Below are 17842 nucleotides of genomic sequence, written 5' to 3' on the forward strand. Positions count from 1 at the left end.
TTTATACATGTTGAATGCTTATTTTATGTTTTTAGGTAGTTTGTATGCCACAAGTGCATCACTTACGCCTGTACCCATAAAGTGGTGACCACCTGCCATAATCACGAGGTATTGCTCGCCATTAATAGAGTAGGTCATTGGTGTTGCTTGTCCACCAGCAGGTAATGTGTCGCTCCAAAGTTCTTTACCTGTTTTAAGATCTATGGCACGGATTTTGTTGTCTGTCGTTGCTGCAACAAAGATCACACCACCTGCGGTAATAATCGGGCCACCATTGTTTGGTGTACCAATATTAATTGGTAAATGCGTTGCCATATTAAATGGGCCATTACGCTCAGCACTACCAAGTGGTTTTTGCCATAAGATTTTTTTAGTGTGTAGATCAATTGCACTCATCATGCCATATGGTGGTTCGCTACAAACCATACCCGTTGGGCTAAAGAAAGCACTAATTTCGACACCATAAGGTGTATCAGACATTGGGCGACCTATACCACCAACAGGTTTGTAGTTTTTAGCATCCATAGACTCCAAACCATCTTTATTGGCTTGAGCACGGGTAATGAGTTGACCATACATCGGTACATTATTCCAGTTGGCAATAATCACACCACGATTTGCATCGTAAGCATAACTACCCCAGTCGCTACCACCGTTATTACCAGGATACATAATCCAATGTTTATCTAAACTTGGTGGTGTATCTATGCCTTGATAATTTGCTTGACGATATTTGATACGGCATAGCATTTGATCAATGGGTGAAACGCCCCACATTTTGGTTTCATTTAAATCAGGGAAGCCAAGTCGTGGAATGTCTACAGAAAATGGTTGTGTTGGTGAGCGTGGGTCATCTGCAACGCCATCTGTCGTTGGTACAGGTTTTTCTTCAACTTTGCTTAAAGGTTTTCCTGTTTCACGGTTGAGAATAAAGGTTTGCCCTAATTTAGTGGGTACGAGCATAGCAGGTACAGGCTTACCAGTACTGTCAGGATAGTCTATTAAGGTGGGCTGTGAACCTAAATCTTGATCCCATACATCTTTATGTACGGTTTGGAATTTCCAACGTACATTACCTGTGTCTGGATCTAATGCCACAACAGCATCATTTACGGCTTCTTCTTCAGGGCTACGCATTGCACTATAGTGATCGGCTGCAGCATTACCCATAGGTACATACACGAGGCCAAGTTTTTCATCGCTCACCATAGGTGACCAAGAGTTTGGTGTACCACGGCTATATTCTTGCCCATCTTTTGGTTCACTATGGTCATCTGGACGTTTCATGTCCCAAGCCCATTTGAATTTGCCTGTTTCAGCATCATAGCCACGAATCACCCCCGATGGTGCCCAACGGCGTTGGTTATCACGGACTTCATGGTTCACAATAATCGTATTTTTAACAATCGTGACAGGTGAGGTGACAGAAACAAATCCTGGTACGGTATAGCCTAATCCTTTGTTTAAGTCAGTTGTGCCATGTTCACCAAAGTTTTCACAGGGTTGACCTGTTTCGGTATCGAGTGCAATCAGACGCATGTCAAGCGTACCAAGTACAATGCGTGTATGGCAGGCTTGACCTGTTGGAATGGTTTTTGATTCGTAATAGGTTAGGCCACGGCATGCTGCAGTATAAGGGATACTTTTATAAGCAACGTTTGACTTAAACTTCCAGACTTCTTTACCTGTAGCAGGGTCAATACGGCTAACATTGTTGGTCGCACTACACACATATAAACCATTGCCTACTTTGATCGGGGTGTGTTCTGCAGCCCAAAGGTCTTTTTTACCTGCAGGTGGTAAATCACCTGTGTGATAAACCCACGCACGTTGTAAATCTTTAGCATTGTCTGCATTAATTTGTTGAAGTGGTGAATAGCGTGTTGCGTTGGCATCACGACCGTAATATTTCCAGTCGGAGTCTGCCTGCGTTGGGTCATTATTATTGGTATTGGTGAGCGCTTGAGTTGGAAAGGCTTCATCTGATGAATATTCGTTATGTGGTAAAAATGCAAGCACGAGTGCAACTGCAAAACACACAGCGATAATCGATGTGAGTGTATAAGCCAACTTTTTGCGTATACCTTGACCAATATAAGGTAATAGTAAGGTTAAGAAGAAGGCCAAAACTGCAAATAATGCTAAGCGAGGAATCCAACCCCAAAACCGTGACCCTGTTTCATAGATGGTCCACGCAATGGTGGCAACGAAAAACACCCCAAAAATATGGGCACCAATCAGTTTATCCTTAAACAGCAGTAGCCCTGAAACGACCAATGCAAGCCCTGAAAGTAGGTAATACCAAGAGCCACCGAGTGTGCTCAGGTAAATACCACCAAACAATAAAGGCAATGCAATGAGTATGACGATCACAGCAAAAATTTTTGTCAGCACGATGTGCATTTGTGTCTTTGGTATATCCATTTAACCCTCCAAAAGACTTAGTTATTGTATTTACGTTTTTAAAATATGATGTATAACCACTTTGGGTTACTCATATGATTGAAGTGCATCATCATTGATGTATCCCTGTTATTTGAATCAATGATGGCCTATTGTTTATTTTAGTGAAGTTATGGTTTTATCATAATATGATATTGTTAGGTTATTGTCACAGTATATCGGTGTTCGGTAAGTATCAGACAATATACTGTGATGCTGTTCAAGTTTTTATTTAAATCTGAGTTGCAGGAAAATCATCGGCATCGAGTGCCTTTTTAATACGACTTGCATCTAAATGTGAGGTGACCTCAATGGTTTTATGCTCTAAGTCTGCCTTGACTTGGGCATTAGGATCTACATCTTGAATGCTCGCAGTGACACCACGTACACAACCGCCACAGGTCATATTGGGAATATGAAATTTCATGGGTTACTCCATTAATTTTGTTTTTGAAAGGTCATTGTAAACCTGACCATTGTGGTAAGGTCAATAGGCTTGACCTTGCCATACTGTCAAGGTTTAATCTAAGTAAAATTAATTAAACATGCCGTATAGGTCAACCATGAATCACACAACAATAGACCATATTGAACTTCGTATTACAGGCATGAGTTGTGCATCATGCGTTGGCCGAGTAGAAAAGGCATTAAAAAAACAAGTCGCGGTCAGCGAAGTGAGTGTGAATTTGGCCACCGAAAAAGCGGTGATATGGGGTGATCATTTAGACCGCCAACAGTTGGTTGCATGTATTCAAAAAGCAGGCTACGACGTTGAAGACGTACAGACACATAATATTGTGTTAGATATACAAGGTTTAAGCTGTGCCTCATGTGTTGGGCGAGCAGAAAAGGCGTTATTAAAAGTACAAGGTGTGCAAAATGTCGTGGTAAATTTAGCCACCAATCAAGCCCATATTATTGCTAATACTGATGTTGCTGTTTCGAGTTTAATGACAGCCATTGAGCGTGCAGGCTATGGTGCAACTGTGGTTGCACAGGCAGAGCCACAACAAAAAACACCTACAGATCAATCACAGGTTTTACTGCATCAGCTAATACAAGCGACTGTACTGACGATACCAGTGATGTTGTTGTCTATGCTTGGTCATGTGTCTATGGCTTGGCAGCAATGGCTCGACCATGTTTTAGGTCAATCTTTAAATTGGTGGTTGCAAGGGCTTTTGGTCAGCATTATTTTATGTTTTCCTGCACGACAGTTTTATAAAAAAGGTATACCTGCATTGCTACGCCGTGCACCAGACATGAACGCCTTGGTGGCGGTAGGTACATTAGCAGCATATCTTTATTCAGTCATTGCAACAGTTCTGCCACAGTGGTTACCACCTCAGGCAGTACATGTATACTTTGAAGCCGCTGCCATGATTGTAACGCTAATTTTGTTGGGGCGTTATTTAGAGGCAAGAGCGAAAGGGCAAACCACGCAAGCCATACAGCAACTGATTGGCCTACAACCGACAATCGCGCATGTGAAAAAGGGTACTGTGATTGAAGACATTGCTATTGCTGATGTCACTTTAGACATGCAAGTGTTGGTCTATGCCGGTGAAAAAATGCCTGTTGATGGTGTGGTGCTTGTAGGTCAAAGTGTAGTCGATGAGTCGATGCTTACAGGTGAGCCTTTAGCCGTAAAAAAACACGAGGGTGAGCATGTCAGTGCGGGTACAATCAATCAAACGGGGGTACTTGAAGTCCAAGTCAAAGCCCTGCATCAAAATACGTTACTGGCACAGATTATTCAGCTTGTCGAACAGGCACAGGCCAGTAAACTGCCCATACAGGCATGGGTAGATAAAATCACGCTGTGGTTTGTTCCTGTGATTATGTGCATTGCTGTGTTGACAGGTCTTGTTTGGTGGGTGTTTGGGCCAAGCCCATCTATTTCTTATGCATTGGTCAATGCCGTTGCGGTATTAATTGTTGCTTGCCCTTGTGCGATGGGGCTTGCAACCCCTACCTCAATTATGGTGGCCACAGGAAAAGGCGCACAAATGGGCGTGCTTTTTCGTCAGGGTGCCGCATTACAGCAACTCAAAGAAGTCAAAGCGGTGGGAGTAGATAAGACAGGCACACTCACACAAGGCAAACCGACCTTAACCGATTTTATTTGTTTAGATGAGCAGCACAAAAGCCAAATTCTACAATATGTGGCTTCGGTTGAGCAGTATGCAAACCACCCGCTTGCCACAGCTATTGTGGATTATGTAAAACAGCAAAAGCTTGCACTATTTCACGCGACGCAAGTAGAAACGCTAACAGGATTGGGTATACAGGCAACGGTTCAAGATAAAAAGCTACAGATTGGTGCTGACCGTTTTATGGCACAGTTAAATATAGATATTTCAGTATTTAACGTACAGGCGGAGCAACTGGCACAGCAAGCTAAATCGCCAATTTATGTAGCGATAGATGGTATGCTTGTAGCTATATTGGCTGTGGCTGACCCGATAAAAGAAACCAGTACAAAAGTTGTGCAACAGTTACAAGATTTGGGTCTGAAAGTGGTGATGATTACCGGCGATCAGCAAAATACCGCCCAAGCGATTGCCAAGACTTTACATATTGATGATGTGATTGCAGGGGTGATGCCATCGGGTAAAGTAGATGCTATAAAAAGCTTACAACAAAAATATGGCAAGGTGGCCTATATTGGTGATGGCATTAACGACGCCCCAGCTTTAGCGCATGCCGACGTTGGGCTTGCGATTGGTACAGGCACAGATATTGCCATAGAATCTGCCGATGTGGTGTTAATGTCAGGTGATTTAAAAGCAGCGGTAGATGCCATTGCATTGAGTCAAGCGACCATACGTAATATTCAGCAAAATTTATTTTGGGCGTTTATTTATAATATTGCACTGATTCCTGTGGCGGCAGGCGTGTTGTACCCATATACGCATATTTTATTGTCGCCGATGGTGGCGGCGGCGGCAATGGCGATGTCTTCGGTATTTGTCTTGACTAATGCACTGCGTTTAAAAGGCTTTCGTTCAGACGATAATGGTTGAGGTGTGTCATGAATATTGGGCAAGTGTCAAAGCGTTTAGGACTTTCAAGTAAAATGATTCGGTACTATGAAAGTGTCGGTTTATTAACCCAAGTCGAGCGTAGCAGTGCAGGCTATCGAATTTATCATGAAAAACACATCGAGACGCTACAGTTTATTTTGCATGCCAAAGCACTGCATTTTTCAACAGAACAAATGAAATATTTATTGCAGTTATGGCAAAACCAAACCAGACACAGTGCCGATGTGAAAGCGTTTGCACAGGCACATATTGGCAAATTAAATGCACAAATACAGCAATTAGAGGGCATGGTCAGTTTGTTAAAACAGGCTGTGTCATGTTGTGCAGGAAATACAGAAGCTGATTGTCCAATTTTAGATAAAATTGCACAGGGTAAAACGCAAGCAAGTACATAAAATGATGATAAAAAATCAGTGTAAAAAACAGTGTGTTTGTATAGAAAGTATTCACACCATCTGGTCAAACTATGTATATAATGCATAGACACTACAGTGGATAGAGCGAGTTATGTTTCAGCATGTTGAGCCTTATGCAGGCGACCCAATCTTAACATTAATGGAAAAATTCCAAAAAGATGAACGCGATAACAAAGTTAATTTAAGTATTGGCTTGTATTACAATGAACAAAGCGTTGTACCACAATTTAATGCTGTAAAAACCGTGGCATTAGAGGTAGGTAAAAATGTAGATAAAGCCAAACTTTATTTACCAATGTCTGGTTTAAAAACCTATTGCGATGCAACACAAGCCTTATTGTTGGGTAATGACAGCAAAGCACGTGCTGAAAAGCGTGCTGTAACCATTCAAACTTTGGGTGGTTCAGGTGCGCTTAAAATTGGTGCAGATTTTCTAAAAAAATACTTTCCAACATCTAAAGTGTGGGTAAGCCAACCAACATGGGAAAATCATATTGCGATTTTCCAAGGGGCTGGTTTTGAAACAGCAGAGTACCCATACTTTGATGCAGAAACTAATGGTGTTGCATTTGAAAAAATGTTAGAAACACTCAAATCACTTCCTGAAAATGACGTGGTGTTATTACACCCATGTTGTCATAACCCAACAGGTGCAGATTTAGTCCCTGAGCAATGGGATCAAGTGATTGAAGTGCTGATTAAAGGCAAACTTATTCCTTTCCTAGACATTGCGTATCAAGGTTTTGCTGAAGATTTAGCGAAAGATGCATACTTAATTCGTGCACTAGATAAAGCAGGTGCACAATTTATTTTAAGCAACTCGTTCTCTAAGATTTTCTCATTATATGGCGAACGTGTTGGTGGTTTAACCGTTGTGTCTGAAGATGCAGCCTCAGCAGAAAGCGTATTTGGTCAACTGAAAGCCACTGTACGCCGTGTGTATTCAAATCCACCAACGACAGGTGCATTATTGGTCAGTGGTGTACTGAACGATGATAGCTTACGTGCAGATTGGGAAGCTGAGTTAAAAGGTATGGCAGAGCGTATTGCAAAAATGCGTACTGTTTTACGTGATGAGTTAGTGAAACGTATTCCAAACAAAGACTTTGATTACCTTGTAAAACAACGTGGTATGTTTAGCTACACAGGTTTAACTGCTGAACAAGCAGATAAACTACGTGAAGAACATGCAGTATATTTACTACGTAGTGGTCGTATGTGTGTTGCTGGTTTAAATGAAAAGAATGTCTATTATGTTGCTGATGCAATCGCAAAAGTTTTAGCATAATTGTACTGAATAAAAAATGGCGACTGTGATAGTCGCCATTTTTTTGTCTGTGATTTTTATTGCATTTGTTCTACAGTAAACTCACGTTGTGGTGCAGTACGCACAGGTGCATCACCTGCTTTGTGATAACCCGCAGTAGAGCGTGGTAGTTTTTGACCACGTATCGCATCTGCAATTTTTTCACCAATCATGATGGTAGTTGCATTTAAGTTACCGGTAATAATGATTGGCATGATTGAGGCATCGACAACACGTAAACCTTCTAGGCCATGTACACGACCTTCATGGTCAACTACGGACATATCATCATGACCCATTTTACAGCTACCACATGGGTGATACGCCGTTTCTGCATGGGTACGTACAAATTCATCAAGCTGTTCATCTGTAACCACATCTTTACCCGGACTAATTTCACGACCACGGTATTCGTCTAGTGCAGGTTGATGCATGATTTCACGCGTAAGACGAATACAGTCACGGAACTCTTGCCAATCTTGTTCGGTAGACATGTAGTTAAACAAAATGCTTGGGTGGTCATGTGGGTTCAGTGATTTAATCTGTACACGACCACGTGATGGTGAACGCATAGAACCAACATGGGCTTGGAAGCCGTGTTCTTGTACGCCGTTTGTACCATTATAATTAATGGCTACAGGCAAGAAGTGGTACTGGATATTTGGCCATTCAAATTCAGGGCGACTACGAATGAAACCGCCTGCCTCAAATTGGTTTGATGCCCCAACACCTGTACCTAAGAACATCCACTCAGCCCCAATCTTAGGCTGATTTTGCCATTGAAGTGCAGGGTAGAGGGATACTGGTTTTTTAGATGCATATTGTAAATATAGCTCTAAATGGTCTTGTAAGTTTTCACCAACCCCTGGCAACTCGTGAACCACAGGAATAGACAACGAGTCCAATAATGCTTTAGGGCCAACCCCTGAGCGTTGTAAAATTTGCGGTGAAGCAATTGTACCTGAGCTAATCAATACTTCTTTACGTGCATTGACTGTAATAGGTGTTGTACTGCTACCATGTAAATACTGAACACCAATGGCTTTTTTACCTGAAAACAGCACTTTGTCTGTCACAGCATGGGTGACAATGGTGAGGTTTTTACGTGGTTTTGCAAGGTCTAAGTAGCCACGAGCGGTACTTGAACGGCGACCTTGTGGAGTCACGGTACGGTCCATTGGGCCAAAGCCTTCTTGTTGATAACCATTTAAGTCATCTGTACGTGGGTAGCCTGCTTGTACACCTGCTTCAACCATGGCATGAAATAAGACATTATTGCCTTCTTTTGGTGTAGTCACACATACAGGGCCTTCGCCACCGTGGTAGTCATTTTCACCAATGTCACGCGTTTCGGCTTTACGGTAGTACGGTAAACAATCTGCATAAGACCATTGTTCTAAACCTTTTAGCTTTGACCAACCGTCTAAGTCCATGGCATTACCACGAATGTAGCACATACCATTAATGAGTGATGAACCACCTAGGCCTTTACCACGGCCACATTCCATACGGCGGTTGTTCATATTTGGTTCTGGGTCAGTTTCATACGCCCAGTTATAGCGACGACCTTGCAGTGGAAATGCCAATGCTGCAGGCATTTGGGTGCGGAAATCTGCACGGTAGTCAGGGCCACCTGCTTCAAGAAGCAGTACAGTGACGTTTTCGTCTTCAGTGAGGCGAGTTGCAAGTACGTTCCCTGCTGAGCCTGCACCGACAACAATATAATCAAATTCTTGGTTTGCCATGTTTAAAGTATCCTTATTTTGATGGTGAATTTCTGTTTTATCTATGTTTTAGCTTGGCGAAAAAATAGATTGATATTCACCCATTTCAACTTGAACAGATTTAATGCGAGTGTAATGATTCAGCGACACTAAGCCATTTTCACGACCAACCCCTGACTGTTTGTAACCGCCGACTGGCATTTCAGCAGGTGATTCACCCCATGTGTTAATCCAGCAAATACCTGCTTCAATTTGATGAATGATTTGGTGTGCTTTGTTAACGTTTTCAGTCACAACACCTGCTGCAAGACCTAATGGCGTGTTGTTGGCACGTTCGATCACTTCGGCTTCTGTGTCATAGCTTAAAATGCTCATCACTGGGCCAAAGATTTCATCTGTAACAATCGACATGTCATCTTTACAGTCTGTAAAAATGGTCGGTTCGATATATGCACCTTGGGCTAAAGCAGGGTTTGTTGCACGTTGACCACCACATAGCAGTGTTGCACCCTGAGCTTTGCCTTTTTCAATATAAGACAGCACTTTGTCTAAGTGTGGGAAGCTTGAAAGCGGACCCATGTTAGTCTCTGCAAGCATTGGATCACCAACTTTCACATAAGGAATTCGCTCAAGTAATGCTTTTTCAAAATCTGCTTTGAGTGCTTTTGGTACAAAAACACGCGTGCCATTGGTACACACTTGGCCTGTGCTAAAGAAGTTGGCCATCATGGCAATGTCTGCTGCACGTTCAAGGTTGGCATCTTCACAAATAATCAGTGGTGATTTTCCGCCAAGCTCCATCGTCACTTCTTTGAGTGATGAGCTTGCTGCGGTCGCCATAACCTTTTTACCTGTAGCCACTGAACCTGTGAAAGATATTTTTTCAATGCTTGGGTGAGATGCAATCATTGCACCCACATCACCTAAGCCTTGTACCACATTAAATACGCCGTTTGGTACGCCTGCTTCGGTATAGATTTCTGCCAGTTTATACGCTGTTAGTGGGGTAAATTCACTTGGTTTAAAAATCATGGCATTACCTGCAGCCAGTGCAGGTGAAGACTTCCATAAAGCAATTTGGATTGGGTAGTTCCATGCACCAATACCTGCCACTACGCCTAATGGCTCACGGCGAGTATAGAAAAAGCTGCTGTCACGTAGAGGTTGTTGTTCACCTTGAATCGCTGTTGCTAGACCTGCGTAATATTCTAAAACATCCGCACCTGTCACAATGTCTACAGTCGATGTTTCAGAAAATGCTTTGCCTGAGTCTGTGGTTTCTAGTGTAGCTAATTCATCGTTACGCTCACGGAGTATGTCTACGGCTTTACGTAAAATACGGGCACGTTCTACTGCTGTTTTTGCTGCCCAAATTTTTTGACCTTGTTGTGCACTCTCGACTGCTTTGTCGATATCTTGTTGAGATGCACTTTGTATTTGAGCAATGACTTCGCCGTTGGCAGGGTTGATGCTTTCAAAGCTTTGACCACTGGTGGCTTCAACATATTGACCGTGAATGTAGAGGGAATACACTGGAATGTTAGACATGGTTTAATTCTCCGTCAGTTTCTGATCTGTGTTGATATGCATTTCTAAATATTGGTAGGCAATATGTCTTGCCTGTGCGACATCAAATTTTTCTTGATGGCTCATGAGGCTTGCACGTAGCCATAACCCATCAATGAGTGCTGCAAGGCCTTGGGTAATGGTATCGACCTGCATGGGTATAACGAGCTGTTGTAAATGGTACTTTAAGTTTGAGTATGAACGATGACTGTTGATACGTTGTAAACGCTGCAATTCAGGCATGTGCATACTTGCAGTCCAAAACTCTAACCAGAGCCGCATGGCTTTGGCACTGGTTTGGCTGGTGTCAAAATTTGAATCAATAATCGCTTGAATCTGTGAAGTTGCATCAATTGCACGTTTGGCCTTGTATTGCACAGTTTTACGTTGTAACTCAGCCAGCATTTCACGCATGCATGCAGTAATCAAGCCTTGTTTGTCGCCAAAATAATGACTCACAATACCTGTAGACAGACCTGCTTGGGCTGCAATTTTAGCCAAAGTGGTATTTGTGAGTCCAAGTGTTGCAATCACTTCAAAAGCAGCTTGAATGATTTGTTCACGCCGAACATGTTCGGGTTGTATACGACTATTTTTGGCTTCGTTGACACTCATAATGACATATAAAAATAGATGCGATTGACAAATAGTGTAACACTCATTGATTGAACGATCAATCAATGGGTTTTTTTGATGGAATGATTAAAAGAAAAACATCATGAAAAAAAATAACTGCGATTATTTGTACAATTAATAAAAATAATTGAATAGTGTTATTTTGTTTTTAAAGTATTGTTTTTATTTTATATTTTTTATTTTGAGTGAGTTTTATACAGTTGTTATTGGTTGAAATTTAATGTGTAGATTTGTACATTTTTTTTTCAGCACTTATACTCATCCCAATGACGCAAAACAATTTTGCATGATTTTGTATGACTTTAGACGTTTTTTTTAGATTTTTTTATGTCTATTTTTGTTTAATTTTTACACTTTTAAGTGGTTTTCATGTACTTTTATCGTGATGGTTCTTGGAGTGTTTTAGGTTGCTTCTTCATTACTTAAAGCGCATTAAAAAAGGCTAAATCGTATTGTACTTTAAACACTTATGTCTTTTGGTTATGTATAGAGTGGTTCGGTATGAATGACTTTGTAAGTAACTGTTTATTATATTTTTACGGCAAAGAACGCTGATTTATCACAATTTTTGCCATAAAAATACTCCTTACGCCGTGATGGTGTTGATTTTGCACTGCTACCTTTAGATAGAGGTCAGCAAAGCATTTATCTTTTTATAAAAAAGAGGATTGTATGAATCAAGATAACTCCTCCGAGGATCTGAAGGCAACTGCCAATGAAGACCGACTAAATGGTAAGGTATTTTACCTTTCTGCAGGTCTAGTCTTGGCATTTGCATTATTTACCATTTTTTTTAATGCTCAAGCCACGGTAGCACTAGATACAACACTCGATTGGGTTGCATCTACTTTTGGTTGGTATTACTTTGCCATTGCTTCGGTTTATATTGTATTTGTGATTTTTTTAGCATCGTCACGCTATGGCGATATTAAGCTTGGTCCAAAACACTCTAAACCTGAGTTTAGCATGGTAAGTTGGGCATCAATGCTGTTTGCTGCAGGTATTGGTATTGACCTGATGTTCTTTTCGGTGGCAGAGCCGATTGCACAATATATGCAACCGCCTGTTGGTCAAGGGCAAACCATTGATGCAGCACGTCAAGCCATTACTTTAACCATTTTTCACTATGGTTTAACGGGTTGGTGTATGTATGCCTTGCTGGGTATTGCTTTAGGTTACTTCTCATACCGTTATAATTTACCACTCAATGTACGCTCTGCTTTATATCCAATTTTTGGAGATAAGGTAAATGGTTGGATTGGTCACTTGGTCGATGTTGCCGCTATTTTGGGGGCAATTTTTGGTTTAGCAACCACCTGTGGTATTGGTGTTGTACAACTTAACTATGGTCTGAGCTTACTATTTGGTGTTCAAGAGGGGTTAACCGTACAAGGTTGGCTTGTCGTGTTTGCTGTGACGATTAGTATTATTTCAGCCACTACTGGGGTAGATAAAGGTGTTAAATTTTTGGCAGAAATGAATGTATATTTTGCCATCGGTTTATTGCTGTTTATTTTATTTGCAGGAAATAGTACGTTCTTGCTCAATAGTTTAGTGCTGAATATTGGCGATTATATTAGCCGTTTCCCTGCTATGACTTTAGATACTTTTGCTTATAACCAAGATGTAAATAAGCAAACAGGGCAGTGGGTGAAAGATTGGACGCTCTTTTTCTGGGCATGGTGGGTAGCGTGGTCACCATTTGTTGGTTTATTCCTTGCTCGAATTTCACGTGGTCGTACCATTCGTGAGTTTGTTTTAGGAACTTTAATTATTCCATTGCTATTTACCATTGCATGGTTATCTATTATGGGTAACAGTGCTTTGTATGAAGTGATTCATGGCAATTTACAGTTTGCTCAAGAAATTTTAGCGAAACCTGAACTTGGTTTTTATAAACTTCTGTCATTCTATCCATGGTTCTCATTTACAGCTGTGTTGGCATTTATTACAGGATTACTGTTTTATGTGACTTCGGCAGATTCTGGCGCAATTGTTTTGGGTAGTTTTTGCTACCGATTAAAAGATGTCAATAGCGATGCACCAAACTGGATTCGTATTTTCTGGTCTGTTGTAATTGGTGTATTGACCATTGCGATGATGATGTCTAATGGTATTAGCTCATTACAAAAAGCTACTGTGATCATGGGCTTGCCGTTCAGTTTTGTCATGATTTTAGTGATGCTTGGTTTGTTTAAGTCACTTCGTTTAGAAGACTACCGTAACCAAAGTACATCGTTAAATGCTGCTCCTGTTGTTGGTAACGTAGATATTTTAAATTGGAAACAGCGTTTATCTCGTGTTATGCATCACCCTGGTCGTAAAGCCACATTACAGATGCTAGATACGGTCTGTAAACCTGCACTTGAAGAAGTCATGCGTGAGCTAGAAAGTAAAGGTGTACAAGCTTCAATTACAGTCAATGCTATGACTGATGAACAAGACCATGATTTGTATCATATTGATTTAAGTGTTGGTCTACATGACGAGCAAAATTTCATTTACCAAATTTGGCCACAGCGTTATCATGCACCTGAGTTTAGCCGCCGTAGCAAACTTGGTAATACATTTTATTATCGTTTGGAAACCTTCTTGTTTGAAGGTAGCCAAGGCAATGATTTAATGGGATATAACAAAGAGCAAGTGATTAATGATGTTTTAGATAAATATGAACGTCATTTAACTTTCTTGCACTTAAACCGAGAGCAGACGGTGGGTAAAAGTTTAAGTTTTCCAGACCCAAGTGACTCCTAACGAGTAAAGCGTATGTTTAGCGTCTATATCCACTCTTTTGCGTTATTTTTTGCATTGATGAACCCATTCCTCATGAGTATTTACATGGCGGGGATGATTAGAAATACAGATGCAAAAATATTTAATAAAGCACTCATTCAAGGGAGTTTAATCTCTTATGTCGTGTTTGTATTTTTCGCATGGGGTGGAGAGACGATTTTCACTGAATATTTAAATGTACGCTTTGAGTCCTTTCAAATTTTTGGTGGCATTATCTTTTTGGTGATTGGTTATCGCTACGTATTCCAAGGTGCAGATACCATTGGTGATACACGAGGTGCGACCGAAAATTTGGCGGGTACAGTGGCGATGCCATTCATGATCGGGCCGGGTACAATTAGTGCTTCGGTGGTCATGGGGATGGAGATTAAAACCATTGGTGCTATTTTAGTACTAGCACTCACGTTATTTTTAACATCAACGATTCTAATGTTAATGAAGTATATGCATGATAACCTGCGTTATAAGCATGCCAAATTTGTTGACTATTATTTTGATATTGTGGGTCGTTTATCTGCACTTTTAATTGGTACGATTGCCATAGATATGATTGTGACAGGTGTAACACGTTTAATTCAGCATAGCGGTGCATCTGTGGTTTAGAGCAGGTAGTATAATGATTATTGTGACTTTAACCTATAAAAAGCCTTTATCTGAAGTAGATATGCTATTACAAGAGCATGTACTTTTTTTAGATTATTATTATGCTGAAAAGAAATTTTTAGCCTCTGGTCGTAGAGAAAATAGAGCAGGTGGTGTAATTTTAGTGTTAAGTGATGATCTAGAAGAGGCTAAAAAAATCATGCAAAAAGACCCTTTTTATATTCATGATGTTGCTGATTATGACTTTATGTGGTTTGAAGTGTCTAAGTGTTTAAATAGTATAGCCCCAAGTTAGATATTACTTAATTCTTGAGGTCCTAAAGTTTTTTTACTATAGAATTCTTTATCTATATCTCTAATTTCAACACAAAGCTATATGCTTAAACCATTTGAAGAAGTAATCTCTTGTTCTAATATTTGTAATAATGTCTGACTTAACACGCTTTTTTGATGAGCATCACGCCCACTTAATATATACAGAATGACATGAATATAAGCTTCTTGAGGTTCATCTAAGCCAATCACTACATTACAATTACTCCAACCACGAGATTTAATTTCTTGTGAAGTTGAAAATAGCCCTGTAGAAAATAAAGCTTGATTCATTTTTGATAATAAACTTTTTATATTGATGTGCTTAATATTATTAGAATACTGAGTAATTAGGTGAGGCATAAGGCTGTTATTGTTTTGAGTATTTAGATTCTTATATTTAGCATAAAAAAGAGATAGGGTGTAATAATATGCCTAATATCATTCTAAAGGTAACCGATTTTGGTTGTAATAGATTCGGTAACTTATATGTACTATGCAATATTTTTAGAAAAATACACATTTCGTAAATAAAAAAGTATTTGAAGCTTAAAGAAACTTTAGGCTTCATTGAAGTTTATCTTTTGAAGTATTACTAAAATTTTAGTCCCAATAGTTAGATAAAACCATTTTTAATATATTAAAAGTATGGTCATTCATTGATTGTGCAATATTGAAGCGTAAAAAATCGCGAGCATTTGATGATTGGCTAAATACATTGCCTGGTGCTAAGACCACTCCTTGTTTTAAACATTCCTGAGCAACAATCGTTGCATCAATACCTTTAGGTAGTTGACACCAAAGAAAAATTCCAGCTTGAGGAACTAGCCAAGGTTTGATATGTATCTCTTCAAGTTTAACAATAATTTTGGCCATTTCATCTGCTAATTTTAAGCGTACAGTTTCCATATGTCTGCGATAACCACTGTCGGTTAGTGTCATAAATATGACTTCTGCTGCTAACCTTCCTCCCCCAAACGAAGTAGATATTTTTAAATTAATTAAGTGCTCAATCCAATTTTTTTGTGCTGCAATATAGCCACAACGTATTGATGATGAAATAGTCTTAGAAAAGCTTCCTATTTGAATTACTCTAGATAATCCATCAAACGCAGCTAGTCTAGGGGCTGGTGAAACCTCAAAATCGGTAAAAGCATCATCTTCAACAATAACAAGGTTGGTGTTGTCGATCATTTTTAATAATCGATGAGCAATAACAGGGGAAAGGATAGCACCCGTTGGGTTGTGAATGCCTGAATTTGTAATATACAGTCTTGGGTTATGTTCTCGTAAAGCATTTTCAAAGCAAGTGATATCTGGGCCATTTTCAGTATAAGGAACACCTATAACTTTGACACGATGTGCCTTGAGTAAAGCATGAAAATTGAAATAACAAGGGTCATCTACTAATACTGTATCACCTGGTTCTAGCAAAAATCGGCAAATTAAATCAAGGGCTTGTGTACCAGACTCAGTTAACATAATTTGTTCTGCTACTGTTTCAATACCAAAATTAGACAATCTTCTCACTAAAAGTTGGCGTAATCCTAGATGACCCAAAGGAGTTGCATATTCGACTAAATCTAGTGTTTCTGCTTTTGATAAAGTACGTAATGCTCTACGTATTCCTGTTTCATATAGCCAAGATGCTGGTAACCAACCACAGCCTGGTTTAATAACATCATTATTAATTTCTAATGATTGACGTGAAACCCATAATGGATCAATTTCTCTATCTAATCTGGGTTCTATTTGTGTTAATGCAAGTGGTGCGATAGGTTCTACAATATAGAACCCTGATCCAGGTCTTGAAATAATAACCCCTTCGGCCATTAATCTTTCATAAGCTTCTACGACGGTTGAAACTGAAACCTGCATACGTTTTGCTTGTGCTCTAACAGATGGTAAACGAGCACCAGGAAAGTAAGTGCGAGAAGCAATTTTTGAATGAACTTCTTGTATAACAAAATTGATACGAGTGCTTTTTTTCTTCATCTTTTGCTAACTGTATTGGTTAAATAACAATAACAGTTTCTATGAATTGTACTGAATTGTACATAGTTTATAGCACTTATCTATGTTTCACTTATTGCCATAAATGAAGGGGGAATAAATGAAAAAAATCAAAAATGGTTGGATTAATGGGTTGATTGGCGTCTGTATTTTTGCTGGATCATTACCTGCGACACGGATAGCAGTGCAAGATTTCCCCCCAGTATTTTTAACAAGTATACGAGCAAGCATTGCAACGCTATTTGCAATCATTTTACTCATTATATTTAAACCACCTAGGCCCCAACGTAGCCATTTACTTTCACTAATTATTAGTGCAGTCGGCGTGATTATCGGGTTTCCATTGTTAACAGCTTTAGCTCTAATGTACGTCACTTCAGCGCATTCAATTGTTTTTGTCGGTTTATTACCAATGAGTACTGCAATTTTTGCAGTCATTAGGGGAGGTGAAAAACCAAAGCCTTTATTTTGGATATTTTCACTAATTGGTGCACTATCTGTAGCAGGCTATTCAGCTTTAGACAGTACTGGTTCTTCTTTGATAGGTGATTTACTCATGTTGTTGGCTGTTATTGTCTGTGGTTTAGGCTATGCAGATGGAGCTCGTCTTTCTCGTACATTAGGGGGGTGGCAGGTGATTAGCTGGTCACTGTTAGTTTCATTTCCAATAGTATTACCAATTGCTTTAGTTACTATGCCTACATCATTTCAATATGTCTCTACATCTGCTTGGTTTAGTCTAGCTTATGTATCAATTTTTAGTATGTTACTTGGTTTTATATTTTGGTATAGAGGGTTAGCTCAAGGAGGAATAGCTGCTGTTGGTCAGCTCCAATTGTTTCAACCTTTTATGGGGCTTGCACTTGCGTCTGTTTTACTTCACGAGTCGATTAGTTGGACGATGTTAATCGCAACATTGGTTGCAGTAGTGTGTGTTGCTGGTGCAAAGGAATATGCCAAATAATATTTTTTATCAAATTAAAT

At 39.8% G+C, this 17842-nt stretch carries 14 protein-coding genes; 7 read left to right on the forward strand and 7 right to left on the reverse strand.

The window, feature by feature from the left end; all coding sequences use genetic code 11:
* Window positions 1-18 precede the first annotated feature (18 nt).
* Window positions 19-2424 carry a membrane-bound PQQ-dependent dehydrogenase, glucose/quinate/shikimate family gene (locus I2F31_RS03625; RefSeq protein ID WP_195773475.1) on the reverse strand — a complete coding sequence of 802 codons (2406 nt, stop codon included), beginning with the start codon at window positions 2422-2424 and terminating at the stop codon, window positions 19-21.
* 250 nt (window positions 2425-2674) lie between these two features.
* The gene (locus I2F31_RS03630) at window positions 2675-2869 is read right to left on the reverse strand and encodes a heavy-metal-associated domain-containing protein (RefSeq protein WP_195768177.1); all 195 of its coding nucleotides are present in this window, start codon (window positions 2867-2869) and stop codon (window positions 2675-2677) included.
* 136 nt (window positions 2870-3005) lie between these two features.
* On the opposite strand from I2F31_RS03630, the gene I2F31_RS03635 reads away from it, so the two are divergent.
* The 3 genes from I2F31_RS03635 (at window position 3006) to I2F31_RS03645 (ending at window position 7193) form a co-directional block, all read left to right on the forward strand.
* Window positions 3006-5468: a heavy metal translocating P-type ATPase gene (locus I2F31_RS03635; protein WP_195773476.1), complete on the forward strand. Its 2463-nt coding sequence runs from the start codon at window positions 3006-3008 to the stop codon at window positions 5466-5468.
* Window positions 5469-5476: 8 nt separating this feature from the next.
* Window positions 5477-5884, forward strand: coding sequence for a Cu(I)-responsive transcriptional regulator (gene cueR, locus I2F31_RS03640; RefSeq protein WP_195768179.1), 408 nt, complete (start codon window positions 5477-5479; stop codon window positions 5882-5884).
* A gap of 112 nt (window positions 5885-5996) precedes the next feature.
* A complete protein-coding gene (locus tag I2F31_RS03645; RefSeq protein ID WP_195768180.1) occupies window positions 5997-7193 on the forward strand; it encodes an amino acid aminotransferase in 1197 nt (398 codons plus the stop codon).
* 56 nt (window positions 7194-7249) lie between these two features.
* Here I2F31_RS03645 and betA read toward each other — a convergent pair whose 3' ends face one another.
* From betA to betI, 3 genes are read right to left on the reverse strand one after another with little or no spacing between them, the layout of a single operon-like run.
* A complete protein-coding gene (gene betA / locus I2F31_RS03650; protein WP_195768181.1) occupies window positions 7250-8956 on the reverse strand; it encodes a choline dehydrogenase in 1707 nt (568 codons plus the stop codon).
* Window positions 8957-9004: 48 nt separating this feature from the next.
* Window positions 9005-10483, reverse strand: coding sequence for a betaine-aldehyde dehydrogenase (gene betB, locus I2F31_RS03655; protein WP_195768182.1), 1479 nt, complete (start codon window positions 10481-10483; stop codon window positions 9005-9007).
* A 3-nt stretch (window positions 10484-10486) separates the two neighbouring features.
* Complete coding sequence (gene betI, locus I2F31_RS03660; RefSeq protein ID WP_195768183.1) at window positions 10487-11116, reverse strand: transcriptional regulator BetI; 630 nt, start codon at window positions 11114-11116, stop codon at window positions 10487-10489.
* Between the two features lie 693 nt (window positions 11117-11809).
* Between betI and betT the strand changes: the two genes are divergently transcribed.
* Genes betT through I2F31_RS03675 form a run of 3 tightly spaced genes read left to right on the forward strand, consistent with a single transcriptional unit; the run spans window position 11810 to window position 14828 of the window.
* The gene (betT, locus tag I2F31_RS03665; RefSeq protein ID WP_195768184.1) at window positions 11810-13891 is read left to right on the forward strand and encodes a choline BCCT transporter BetT; all 2082 of its coding nucleotides are present in this window, start codon (window positions 11810-11812) and stop codon (window positions 13889-13891) included.
* 12 nt (window positions 13892-13903) lie between these two features.
* A complete protein-coding gene (locus I2F31_RS03670) occupies window positions 13904-14533 on the forward strand; it encodes a MarC family protein (protein ID WP_195768185.1) in 630 nt (209 codons plus the stop codon).
* Between the two features lie 13 nt (window positions 14534-14546).
* Entirely contained in the window at window positions 14547-14828 is a 282-nt protein-coding gene (locus I2F31_RS03675; RefSeq protein ID WP_195768186.1) for a YciI family protein, read from the forward strand.
* A gap of 77 nt (window positions 14829-14905) precedes the next feature.
* On the opposite strand, the gene I2F31_RS03680 is transcribed toward I2F31_RS03675, so the two are convergent.
* Together I2F31_RS03680 and I2F31_RS03685 are read right to left on the reverse strand one after the other, a co-directional pair.
* Window positions 14906-15208, reverse strand: coding sequence for a 5-carboxymethyl-2-hydroxymuconate Delta-isomerase (locus I2F31_RS03680; RefSeq protein WP_195768187.1), 303 nt, complete (start codon window positions 15206-15208; stop codon window positions 14906-14908).
* Window positions 15209-15448: 240 nt separating this feature from the next.
* Window positions 15449-16840, reverse strand: coding sequence for an aminotransferase-like domain-containing protein (locus I2F31_RS03685; RefSeq protein WP_195768188.1), 1392 nt, complete (start codon window positions 16838-16840; stop codon window positions 15449-15451).
* Between the two features lie 118 nt (window positions 16841-16958).
* Here I2F31_RS03685 and I2F31_RS03690 point away from each other — a divergent pair, with 118 nt between their 5' ends.
* The gene (locus I2F31_RS03690; protein WP_195768189.1) at window positions 16959-17822 is read left to right on the forward strand and encodes a DMT family transporter; all 864 of its coding nucleotides are present in this window, start codon (window positions 16959-16961) and stop codon (window positions 17820-17822) included.
* Window positions 17823-17842: the final 20 nt, after the last annotated feature.

It is taken from the genome of Acinetobacter rathckeae, from assembly GCF_015627125.1.
Classification (GTDB): domain Bacteria; phylum Pseudomonadota; class Gammaproteobacteria; order Pseudomonadales; family Moraxellaceae; genus Acinetobacter; species Acinetobacter rathckeae.

Coding starts and splice junctions, on each gene's coding strand:
- I2F31_RS03625 (WP_195773475.1), bottom strand. CDS start 2,424: ATGGATATACCAAAGACACAAATGCACATCGTGCTGACAAAAATTTTT.
- I2F31_RS03630 (WP_195768177.1), bottom strand. CDS start 2,869: ATGAAATTTCATATTCCCAATATGACCTGTGGCGGTTGTGTACGTGGT.
- I2F31_RS03635 (WP_195773476.1), top strand. CDS start 3,006: ATGAATCACACAACAATAGACCATATTGAACTTCGTATTACAGGCATG.
- cueR (WP_195768179.1), top strand. CDS start 5,477: ATGAATATTGGGCAAGTGTCAAAGCGTTTAGGACTTTCAAGTAAAATG.
- I2F31_RS03645 (WP_195768180.1), top strand. CDS start 5,997: ATGTTTCAGCATGTTGAGCCTTATGCAGGCGACCCAATCTTAACATTA.
- betA (WP_195768181.1), bottom strand. CDS start 8,956: ATGGCAAACCAAGAATTTGATTATATTGTTGTCGGTGCAGGCTCAGCA.
- betB (WP_195768182.1), bottom strand. CDS start 10,483: ATGTCTAACATTCCAGTGTATTCCCTCTACATTCACGGTCAATATGTT.
- betI (WP_195768183.1), bottom strand. CDS start 11,116: ATGAGTGTCAACGAAGCCAAAAATAGTCGTATACAACCCGAACATGTT.
- betT (WP_195768184.1), top strand. CDS start 11,810: ATGAATCAAGATAACTCCTCCGAGGATCTGAAGGCAACTGCCAATGAA.
- I2F31_RS03670 (WP_195768185.1), top strand. CDS start 13,904: ATGTTTAGCGTCTATATCCACTCTTTTGCGTTATTTTTTGCATTGATG.
- I2F31_RS03675 (WP_195768186.1), top strand. CDS start 14,547: ATGATTATTGTGACTTTAACCTATAAAAAGCCTTTATCTGAAGTAGAT.
- I2F31_RS03680 (WP_195768187.1), bottom strand. CDS start 15,208: ATGCCTCACCTAATTACTCAGTATTCTAATAATATTAAGCACATCAAT.
- I2F31_RS03685 (WP_195768188.1), bottom strand. CDS start 16,840: ATGAAGAAAAAAAGCACTCGTATCAATTTTGTTATACAAGAAGTTCAT.
- I2F31_RS03690 (WP_195768189.1), top strand. CDS start 16,959: ATGAAAAAAATCAAAAATGGTTGGATTAATGGGTTGATTGGCGTCTGT.